General features: G+C 62.0%; 13 protein-coding genes. 12 read left to right on the forward strand and 1 reads right to left on the reverse strand.

All coding sequences use genetic code 11. The features are described 5' to 3' along the window. Positions 1-13 precede the first annotated feature (13 nt). The 8 genes from map to rplQ all read left to right on the forward strand — a co-directional run bounded on the left by map (position 14) and on the right by rplQ (position 4,338). Positions 14-784 carry a type I methionyl aminopeptidase gene (gene map, locus Q7S58_RS18850; protein WP_304829621.1) on the forward strand — a complete coding sequence of 257 codons (771 nt, stop codon included), beginning with the start codon at positions 14-16 and terminating at the stop codon, positions 782-784. Continuing rightward, entirely contained in the window at positions 777-995 is a 219-nt protein-coding gene (gene infA, locus Q7S58_RS18855) for a translation initiation factor IF-1 (RefSeq protein WP_304829624.1), read from the forward strand. The genes map and infA overlap by 8 nt, the downstream gene beginning before the upstream one ends. 30 nt (positions 996-1,025) lie before the next feature. Next, a complete protein-coding gene (gene rpmJ, locus Q7S58_RS18860; protein ID WP_304829627.1) occupies positions 1,026-1,139 on the forward strand; it encodes a 50S ribosomal protein L36 in 114 nt (37 codons plus the stop codon). Positions 1,140-1,152: 13 nt separating this feature from the next. Then, positions 1,153-1,533, forward strand: coding sequence for a 30S ribosomal protein S13 (gene rpsM, locus Q7S58_RS18865; protein WP_304829630.1), 381 nt, complete (start codon positions 1,153-1,155; stop codon positions 1,531-1,533). Between the two features lie 61 nt (positions 1,534-1,594). Continuing rightward, on the forward strand, positions 1,595-2,065 hold the full coding sequence (rpsK, locus tag Q7S58_RS18870) for a 30S ribosomal protein S11 (RefSeq protein WP_304829633.1): 471 nt from the start codon (positions 1,595-1,597) through the stop codon (positions 2,063-2,065). Between the two features lie 37 nt (positions 2,066-2,102). Further along, entirely contained in the window at positions 2,103-2,729 is a 627-nt protein-coding gene (gene rpsD, locus Q7S58_RS18875; protein WP_304829636.1) for a 30S ribosomal protein S4, read from the forward strand. A gap of 81 nt (positions 2,730-2,810) precedes the next feature. Continuing rightward, complete coding sequence (locus tag Q7S58_RS18880) at positions 2,811-3,836, forward strand: DNA-directed RNA polymerase subunit alpha (RefSeq protein ID WP_304829639.1); 1,026 nt, start codon at positions 2,811-2,813, stop codon at positions 3,834-3,836. Between the two features lie 52 nt (positions 3,837-3,888). Beyond that, on the forward strand, positions 3,889-4,338 hold the full coding sequence (gene rplQ / locus Q7S58_RS18885) for a 50S ribosomal protein L17 (RefSeq protein WP_370655548.1): 450 nt from the start codon (positions 3,889-3,891) through the stop codon (positions 4,336-4,338). A gap of 157 nt (positions 4,339-4,495) precedes the next feature. Here rplQ and Q7S58_RS18890 read toward each other — a convergent pair whose 3' ends face one another. Then, entirely contained in the window at positions 4,496-4,747 is a 252-nt protein-coding gene (locus Q7S58_RS18890) for a hypothetical protein (RefSeq protein WP_304829642.1), read from the reverse strand. 116 nt (positions 4,748-4,863) lie between these two features. Between Q7S58_RS18890 and tldD the strand changes: the two genes are divergently transcribed. The 4 genes from tldD to Q7S58_RS18910 all read left to right on the forward strand — a co-directional run bounded on the left by tldD (position 4,864) and on the right by Q7S58_RS18910 (position 9,974). Further along, positions 4,864-6,312: a metalloprotease TldD gene (tldD, locus tag Q7S58_RS18895; RefSeq protein ID WP_304829645.1), complete on the forward strand. Its 1,449-nt coding sequence runs from the start codon at positions 4,864-4,866 to the stop codon at positions 6,310-6,312. A gap of 20 nt (positions 6,313-6,332) precedes the next feature. Next, positions 6,333-7,682 (forward strand): TldD/PmbA family protein, encoded by a 1,350-nt coding sequence (locus Q7S58_RS18900; protein ID WP_304829647.1) that lies wholly within the window; start codon positions 6,333-6,335, stop codon positions 7,680-7,682. Positions 7,683-7,801: 119 nt separating this feature from the next. Further along, positions 7,802-8,611 (forward strand): Crp/Fnr family transcriptional regulator, encoded by an 810-nt coding sequence (locus Q7S58_RS18905; protein WP_304829650.1) that lies wholly within the window; start codon positions 7,802-7,804, stop codon positions 8,609-8,611. A gap of 235 nt (positions 8,612-8,846) precedes the next feature. Continuing rightward, complete coding sequence (locus Q7S58_RS18910) at positions 8,847-9,974, forward strand: amidohydrolase family protein (protein ID WP_304829653.1); 1,128 nt, start codon at positions 8,847-8,849, stop codon at positions 9,972-9,974.

The following is a 9,974-nucleotide window of genomic DNA, read 5'->3' on the forward strand; positions in this document are numbered from 1 at the left end:
AGCCTGAACCAGGATGATCACGATCAAGACGCCGGCTGAGATTGCCGTGATGCGCAAGGCGAGCAGAATCGTCGCGGAGATCCTCGAGGAGCTCGTGGCGGCCGTGCGTCCCGGAATCTCGACTGACGAGCTGGATCGCCTGGCGGAGAATCTGACGCTGAAGAAAGGCGCGCGGCCGGCATTCAAGGGCTACAAGCCCGGCGACGTGGTTTATCCGAAGTCTCTCTGCGTTTCGATCAACAACGAGATCGTGCACGGGATTCCGTCGAGCCGGAAGCTGAAGGCGGGCGATATCGTCGGGCTCGATTTCGGCGTGGTGTACGAAGGTTTCTACGGCGACGCGGCGCGGACGGTCGCAGTGGGCGAAGTGCCGGAGCACGTGAAGAAGCTGCTCCGGGTGACGCGTGAATCGCTCTATGCGGGAATCGCGCAGGCGCGGGCGGGGAATCGAATCGGTGATATCGCGCGCGCAGTGCAGCAGACCGTCGAGCGGGCAGGTTTTTCAGTGGTGACTGATTTCGCCGGGCACGGAATCGGCCGGCGATTGCATGAGGATCCGCAGGTGCCGAATTACTTCCGGGCCGGGATGCCGAATCCGCGGCTGCGAGAGGGGATGGCGCTTGCGATCGAACCGATGGTTAACGAGGGAAGCCCCGATTTGGAGATACTTTCCGATGGCTGGACTGCGGTGACGGCGGACGGTAAACTATCCGCCCACTTTGAACACTCCATCGCGATTACCTCCAACGGGCCGGAAATTCTAAGCGAGCTCGATAATGTCTAAGGGTGACGCGATTGAAGTTCAGGGAACGGTGCAGGAAGCACTGCCCAATGCGGTGTTTCGGGTGACGCTCGATAATGGGCACAAGGTGTTGGCGCACATATCGGGCAAGATGCGGATGCATTACATCAAGATCCTCGCGGGCGACAAGGTCACGGTCGAGCTGTCGCCATACGACTTGACCCGCGGACGGATTACGTACCGGATGCGCTAGCGGAAAATCCGGATAGCGATTTAAAAGGCAATGAAAGTTCGAGCCTCGGTAAAAAAGATTTGCAAGAACTGCAAGGTCGTGCGGCGCGAGGGCGTCGTGCGGGTCCTTTGCTCCAACCCGCGCCACAAGCAGCGCCAGGGCTAGGAAGGGTTTCGCGATGGCACGCATAGCAGGAATCGAACTGCCGAAGAACAAGCGGATGGATATCGCGCTGACGTACATCTACGGCATTGGCCGTCCCGGCGCGCTCAAAATCCTGAAAGCGGCGAACGTCGATCCGGCGAAGAAGACCGACGATCTCTCGGCGGATGAGCAGGTCCATATCCGGCAGATGATCGATACGGACTTCGAAGTCGAAGGCGATCTGCGCCGCGATATCCAGCAATCGATCAAGCGGCTGATGGACTTGGGGTGCTACCGCGGGATTCGTCATCGGCGCGGATTGCCGGTGCGCGGACAGCGGACGCATACCAATGCGCGAACGCGCAAAGGTCCGCGCAAAGTGGTCGCGGGCAAGAAGCAGGCGCCAACGAAGTAAGAAATTTTGGGCGCGCGCAATATCAATCGAAGAGAACTGAGCGAGAGCATCTGGCAAACTGATGGCTGAAGAAACCAAAGAGACCAAGGCCGCGCCGGAAAAGAAGGCGGCGACCGGAGCACCTGCCGCGGCGGGAGCCTCGGGCACGCCAGCGCCTGCGCCGCGCCGCAAGAAAGTCCGGCGCAACGTGCCTGAGGGCGTCGCGCATATCCATGCGACGTTCAACAACACGATCGTGACGATCACGGACCAGCAGGGGACGGTGATCGCATGGTCGAGCGCGGGCTCGGTCGGCTTCAAGGGATCGCGCAAAGGGACGCCGTACGCCGCGCAGACGGCGGCGGAAGCGTGCGCGCGGAAATGCTCGGAAGTCGGGATGCGCGCGGTGGTGGTTCACGTCAAGGGGCCGGGCGGCGGACGCGAATCGGCAGTGCGCGCGCTCCAGGCCGCGGGACTTGGGGTGATATCGATCAAGGATGTCACGCCGATACCGCACAACGGATGCCGTCCGCCGAAACGGCGCAGGGTTTGACCCGCGCGCTCGCCGCGGCGAAAAAGGATAAAGCAAAGTGGCCAGGAATTTAGGTCCGGTATGCCGGCTCTGCCGGCGCGAGGGACTGAAGCTCTTCCTCAAGGGAGAGCGGTGTTACAGCGACAAATGCGCAATCGAGCGGCGTAACTATCCGCCGGGCGCGCACGGGCAGGCGCGAACCCGTTTTTCTGAATTCGCAATCCGGCTGCGCGAAAAGCAGAAGGTGAAGCGGATTTACGGATTGATGGAAACCCAGTTCGCCAAGTATTTCGAGATGGCCGAGCGGATGCCGGGAATCACCGGCGAGAATCTGCTGGTGCTGCTCGAGCGCAGGCTCGACAACGCGGTGTATCGGCTCGGCTTCGCGAGTTCGCTCGCGCAGGCGCGCCAGGTGGTGCGCCACGGGCATATCGCGGTCAACGGCAAGAAGGTCACGATCCCGTCGACGCTGATCGAAGTGGGCGACACGATCAGCGTGACCGAATCGAGCCGGCAGAAGAAGGTGATCGTCGAAGCGATCGAGATGGCGCAGCGCCGCGGCGTACCGCCGTGGATGGCGCTGGAGCGGGAGCAATTCCGCGGCACGCTGCGTTCGCTTCCGGCGCGGGCGGAATTAACGATGCCGATCAGCGAGAAGCTGATCGTCGAGCATTATTCCAGGTAGCGGAGGAACACCGATCGGCGTCCCGGTCCGCGGTGGGCATGCGGGCGCCAGAAAATCCATCGGAAAAAAAGAGCGTTGATTATGCAGAACGATTGGCGAGATTTGATCAAACCCAAAGCGGTCGAGTTCGACGAGAAGGAAGTCACTCCTTCCTACGGCAAGTTTTCCGCGGAGCCGCTCGAACGCGGCTACGGAATCACCGTTGGCAACGCGCTCAGGCGCATCCTGTTGTCCTCGCTGCCGGGTTTTGCGATTACGGCGGTCCGAATCAAGAACGTGCTGCACGAGTTCTCGACGCTGGCCGGGGTCAAGGAGGATGTGACCGATATCGTCCTCAACCTGAAGGAAGTCCGCCTGCGGTTGCATGAGGGCGAGCAGCTCACCGCCACGCTCAAGGTGAAAGGCGAGGCGCAGGTTACCGCGCGCGATATCACCGGCGGGCCGAGCCTCGAAGTTCTGACGCCGGACAAGCATATCGCGTCGCTCGACAAGGGCGCCGAACTCGACATGGAGTTGGTGATCAAGCGCGGGCGCGGCTACGTTCCTGGCGAGCGCACCGACGAAGAGGAAGCGATCGGCACGATTCGCCTTGACGCGATCTTCTCGCCGATTCGCAAAGTCAATTTCACCGTGACCAATGCGCGCGTCGGCCAGCGCACCGATTACGATCGGCTGACGCTGGAAATCTGGACTGACGGCTCGATCAATCCGCGCGAGGCCCTGACCTACGCGGCGCGCGTGATGCGCGACCAGATGACGATTTTCGCGGGCGTCGAAGAGGAAGCCGCGGCGCCGGAAGCGGTCGAAGGCGGCGAGGCGCGTCCGACGCTCAGCGAACTGCTGTATCGTCCGGTCGAGGGGCTGCCGATTTCGGTGCGCGCGTTTAACGGCCTGCAGAACGCGGATATCAAGTATGCCGGCGAGCTGGTGCAGCGCACCGAGCAGGATATGCTCAAGATCAAGAACTTCGGCCGCAAGTCGCTCAACGAAATCAAGGAAGTGCTGGCCGACATGGGTCTTTCGCTCGGGATGCGGCTCGAGAATCTGCCGCCGCGCGGCGAACTCGATCGCATGTGGGAAGAACAGGAACGGCGCGAGTCGGCCTAAGGAACCGCGATCGTCCATCGTGAATGATCGAATGTCTGGAGTGAGTTAGCCGATGCGTCATCTGAATTCGGGCCGCAAGCTCAATCGCACTTCCGCTCATCGGAAGGCGCTCTTCAAAAATATGGTGCTGGCGCTGATTCGCCACGAGCGAATCAAGACCACCGATCCGAAGGCCAAGGAACTCCGCCGGATTGCGGATCGGATGGTGACGCTGGGCAAGCAGGGCGATCTGGCCGCGCGCCGGCGCGCATTTGCGGCGCTGCAATCGCATACCGCGGTGAAGAAACTGTTCGATGAAATCGCGCCGCGCTTCAAGGATCGCAACGGCGGCTATACGCGCGTGATCAAGTTCGGGCATCGCCGTGGCGACGCCGCGATGCTCTCGATTATCGAGTTCACCGGCAACGAAGAACAGACCAAATCGAAGAAGCCGAAAAAGCGCGCACGCAAGCAGGATGCGACCGCGGAGACCCCGCGCCGCCAGCGCGCCGCCGCCGGCTAGTCGCAGCGAAGTATCAGGCGGGAACAAGAGGGCATCGAGCGATCGCGCTCGATGCCCCCCTGTTTTTCGCGCTGTTACAGTCAGTACCGCAAATTGCTCAGATTCTGCCAATTTCCGAAAATCTGCGTAATCGGTGCAATCTGCGGTTTCAGTTCCCTCACTCGATCGATTCCAGCAGCTTGGCGCGGAGCGCCATGTGCGCGCTTTTGAGGCCGGCGAGGATGCCGTCTTCGAAGTTCCAGATGCCATTCTGAATCAGATCGGGAAAATCGTGCGGATTGCGGATGTCCTCGGTGGTGAGACCCGGATGAATCTGCCGCGCCATCTCGAGCACTTTGTCTCCCTGCTGCGCAATCATTTCGAGCATCAGGCGATCGACTAGTTGAAGCGTTTCGGGGGTCGCAGCCATGGCGGGAATCGTAGCCCTTTTCGCGACAGCTTCGCTACGAAGCGCGGCGCGGCGAAGGCGCTCGCTTCTGGCCCGCGGTGCGCTCTGTTAAACTAGCGGACACAGGCGGAAATAAGATGTCTAATGAATTGATCGTCCCCGACAAGTTTTTCCTGAATCGTTTTGGCATGAATCACGGCGCGCTCGAGCGGATTCTCGGCTCCGCACTCGAACGCAAAGCCGATTACGCCGATCTTTATTTCGAGTACCGCAGCGCCGAAGGACTCGGCCTCGAAGAATCGATGGTGAATCACACCAGCAAGAGCATCAGCCAGGGTGTCGGCGTGCGCGTCTGCGCGGAAGATCGCACCGGCTACGCCTACACCGACGAAGTGACGATCGATCGGATGCGCCTTGCGGCGGAGGCGGCGCGCGCGATCGCCGATCAGCGCGGCACGGTGCCGGCCGCGGTGCAGGTCGGCGCTCCGATGGCGCATCGCGCGCTGTACGACCTCGACAGCACGCCGCTCGACGTGCCGGTGCAGGACCGCGCGAAACTGCTTAACGAGATCGATCAGATGGTGCGGGCGTACGATCCGCGAATCAAGAATGTGATGGCGTCGTTCGCCTGCGAGCAGAAGATCGTGATGATCGTGAACAGCGACGGGCAGGTCGCCGCGGATATCCAGCCGTTATGCCGGTTGAACGTCACCGTGATCGCGGACGACGGCAAGAGCCGGCAGATCGGTACTCACGGCGGCGGCGGACGCGTCGAGTACAGTTATTTTTTCGAGAACGATCGATGGCGCGAGTACGCGCTGATGGCGGCGCGTCAGGCGCTCTTGAATCTTGACGCGGTCGATGCGCCGGCGGGCGAGATGGTTGTGGTGCTGGGCCCGGGATGGCCGGGAATTCTGCTGCATGAGGCGATTGGGCACGGACTCGAAGGCGATTTTAATCGCAAGGGTGTGTCGGCGTTTGCAAATCGAATCGGACAGAAAGTTGCGAGCGAACTTTGCACGGTGGTCGATGACGGCACGATTCCGAATCGGCGCGGCAGCCTGAATGTCGACGATGAGGGGACGCCGACCTCACGCACAGTGCTGATCGAGAAGGGAATCCTGCGCGGCTACCTGCAGGATCGGATGAATGCGCGGCTGATGAAGATGGTGCCGACCGGCAACGGCCGCCGCGAGAGTTTTGCGCATTCGCCGATGCCGCGGATGACCAACACCTTCATGCTGGCCGGCGATTCGACGCCGGAGGACGTGATCAAATCGGTCGATCGCGGTTTGTACGCAGTTAGTTTCGGCGGCGGACAGGTCGATATCACCAACGGCAAATTCGTTTTTTCAGCCAGCGAGGCTCATCTGATCGAAGGCGGCAAGGTGACGCGGCCGGTGAAGGGCGCGACGATTATCGGCAACGGGCCCGACGTGCTGACGCGCGTCTCGATGGTGGCGAACGATCTCGCGCTCGATGCGGGCGTGGGAACCTGCGGCAAGGACGGGCAATCGGTGCCGGTGGGCGTCGGTCTGCCGACGATCAGAATTGACGGCATAACGGTCGGCGGCACGCGCGCCTGACGGAGAATCGGGAAATCACGATGGCGACAGTGGATTTGGAACTCGCCAGTTGGGCGCTCGGCGAAGCTAAGAAAAAAGGCGCGACGGCTGCCGAAGTTCTATGCGTCAACGCGGAGTCATTGGCCGCTGGAGTCCGGCTGGGCCAGGTCGAGAAGCTCAAAAGTTCGCGCGAGCGCCGGCTCGGCCTGCGGGTTTTCTGCGGACAATCTTCGGCGACTTCTTCGACCGCCGAGCTCGAGCGCGATTCGCTCGCAGACTTCGTCGCGAACACCGTTGAACTCGCGCGCCTCTCTGCGGCGGATCCGTGGGCTGGGCTCCCTGATCCGGCGCTGCATCCAAAGACGTTTCCCGAATTGTCGCTCGCCGATCCGGATAGCGGAATCGTGTCGGCGGATCGCGCGCTCGAGCTGGCGCGAACAGCGGAGCAGGCCGCGCTGAAATTCGATCCGCGGATGAAAAATTCGGAAGGCGCGGAATTCAGTTCGGGCCGCTACCACGTGATGTTCGCCAACAGCCAGGGTTTCGCCGGCGAATATTCGGGGACGGCGTACTCGCTGGTCGTGCAGCCGATCGCGCAGGACGGCGACTCGATGCAGCAGGGGTTCTGGTACACGTCGAATCGGCGCTTCGGCAAACTTGAGGATGCGGAATCGGTCGGTATCACCGCGGCGAAGCGCGCGCTCAGAAGGCTCGGCGCGCGAAAGATCAAGACGACGCGGGCACCGATTGTTTTCGATCCGGACATGGCCGCGGGACTCATTCGCTCGATTATCGGCGCGGCGTCGGGACCGTCGCTTTACAAGGGCGCGTCGTTTCTGATCGGCCAGTTGGGCAAACAGATCGCGGCGTCGGGCGTGACGATTATCGACGACGCGCTGATTCCCGGCGGACTCGGCTCGAAGCCATTCGATGGCGAGGGTCTGCCGACGTCGCGGAAAAAAATCGTCGATAACGGCGTACTCGCGACGTACCTGCTCGATTGCTATTCGGCGCGCAAGCTCGGACTTGCGCCCACCGGCCACGCGTCGCGCTCGGTCGGCGACTCGCCCACGGTCTCGACCACCAATCTTTATCTCGAACCGGGGACGCATACGCCGGCCGAGATTATCAAGTCGGTGAAGCATGGCCTCTACCTGACCGAGACGATCGGCTTCGGCGTTAACCTGGTCACCGGCGACTACTCGCGCGGCGCGGGCGGGATGTGGATTGAAGACGGCGAGCTGGCCTATCCGGTCCAGGAGATCACGATCGCGGGCAATCTGAAAGAGATGATCGGCGGTATCGAGATGATCGGCAACGATCTGAACTGGCGATCGTCCACGGTCTCGCCCACGATCAAGATTGGCGAGATGACGATCGCGGGCGCTTAGGCGTCCGTGCCCTGATTAATTGATGGCTACAGCCCTTGACGCTCGCCGCGCCGTTAGATAACAAAGTGTAGGATTTATTTACAACTCACATCGACGCAGCCGCGAAAGGGGAAATGCGTATGAATTTGCAAGTCTCGGCGCAAGCCCAGGAGCGGCTGCTATCCAGGCTATCGGCGATGGGACTGCCGCGCGCGGCGTCCGCGGCGCTGCTGCAACGGCACATGGTCGTGCGGTATCCGAAGGGCGGCGAGCTGTTCACCAAGGGCTCGCCGGCCGACGTGGTGTTCGCGGTGCTGAGCGGCGTCGTCAAAGTGCACGGCTGCCGTCCGGGCAGCGACCCGGTGCTGATCGAGCTCGCGGGCCCCGGCGACCTGGTCGGCTACGCGGATTTTTTTGAAGCCGGCGGCGAGCGTTCGCAACTGTTCGACGCCACCGCGCTCAGCAATTGCTGCGTCGCGCTGTTCACCCGGCATCACATCATGGCGGTGCTGAAGACCCTCGAGCCCGACGCGCTGCTTAGTTTTGCGGAGGCGATCAACTCGATGTGGTCGGCGGTCGCGTACCGCTACGCGTCGTTTCTCGGCATGTCGCTGCGTCAGCGGCTCGAGGTCGTGCTCGCCGAACTGGCCGAACGCTTTGGCGTGCCGGATGCGCGCGGGACGCTGCTGCTGCCCGAGCTGGCGCAGGAAGAACTCGCGCAGATGATTGGCAGTTCGCGTCCGATGGTCAGCAAGCTGGTGACCGAGATGACGGAAAGCGGCATCCTGCTGAAGCAGGGCCGCCGACACATCCTGGTGACTCCGAAATCGTTCGCGAGCAGGCCCGCAGAACGAGAACCTAACGCTCGTCAGGCGGCGGACTCCGGCGAGCGGGTACGCGCGGATCGCCGCGCGATCCGCAGCGGCGGCGCGACAGCCGCGATCATCTGAATCGAAAGTGCTGGCGGCGTCGGACCAGCGCCGCCGCTTCCGTATCGATGTGACCTGGACAGTCAAGGCGTCGTCTTGCGGTTCGCTCGACTGCGTCCAATCCCTTCAGCTTCGCCTTCCCGCCGTAAGCGTCCCGGAGTGACTCATTCGCGGCCGCGCTTGAGTTTAGAGCGCGCGATGCGGGATAAGAGATCGAACGCGCATCAACACTGGCGGTCGCGCCGAGGCGAATCCCATGTTCAACGACATCAAGGTAATCGACGCCGACGGGCACGTGATGGAGCCCAACGAGCTGTACGATCAGTACCTCGAAGCGAAGTTCAAACCCGAACTTGAGGAGCTGAAGAAGGTCGCGGCGACGCGGCGCTCGAAATATTTCTTCGGCTATTTTCATCAGCTCAATACCGGGCGACCGCTCGGCGTCGCCGCGATCGACAAACCGCTGATGCGCAGCGGCCGCAAGCCGCATGGCGAGATGCCCGACATGCGCGGCGGCTTCGACCCGTCGATACGAATCAAGGACATGGATCGCGAGGGGATCGACATCGCAGTGTTGTTCGCGACGGTGGTGTCGAGTTTCTGCGCGCTCGAGAGCGTCGAGTTCGAGGTGGCGATGATCCGCGCGTATCATCGATGGCTCGCGGATTATTGCGCGGCGTATCCGAATCGGTTGAAGGGCGTCGCAGTGGTGCCGATGCGATCGCCGGAGCATGCCGCCGACGAGATTCGCCGCGCCGCGAAGGAACCGTGGTGCGTCGGCGTTTATCTGTCGTCGCACATGGAGGACAAACTGCTCGACCATCCCGCGTTTCATCCGATCTGGCAGGCTTGCGTCGATACCGATTTGCCCGCGTGCTTCCATGGCGGCACCGCGCGCCCGCCTTACGGAATCGGCACGTTCGAGATGGGCAGCAATCTTTTTATCCAGCACTCCGCGACCAATCCGTTCGAGGTGATGCGCGGGATTGCGGCGCTGATCGGCGGCGGCGTGCTCGATATTTTTCCGAAGCTGCGCGCCGCGTTCCTGGAAGCAGGCGCCGGCTGGCTGCCGTTCTGGATGGAGCGGCTCGACGAGCATTACGAGCTGATGCCCGAGTACGTTCCGTTTCTTCACCGCAAGCCATCGGATGTGATTCGCAGCGAGAATTTTTTCATCTCGTGCGATCCTGACGAGGAGACGCTGCCTTTCGTCGTGAGCACGGTCGGCGCGGAGCGCATCCTGTATGCGTCGGATTATCCGCATTTCGACGGGCGCTTCCCGCATACGGTGCGTCTGACGGCCGGCCGCGCTGAGTTCCCGCTCGATGTGCAGAAGAAAATCCTGCACGAGAATCCAGTGCGCCTTTACCCGAGGCTCAAGTAG

Origin of the sequence: Candidatus Binatus sp., from assembly GCF_030646925.1 — a bacterium.
Classification (GTDB): Bacteria; Desulfobacterota; Binatia; order Binatales; family Binataceae; genus Binatus.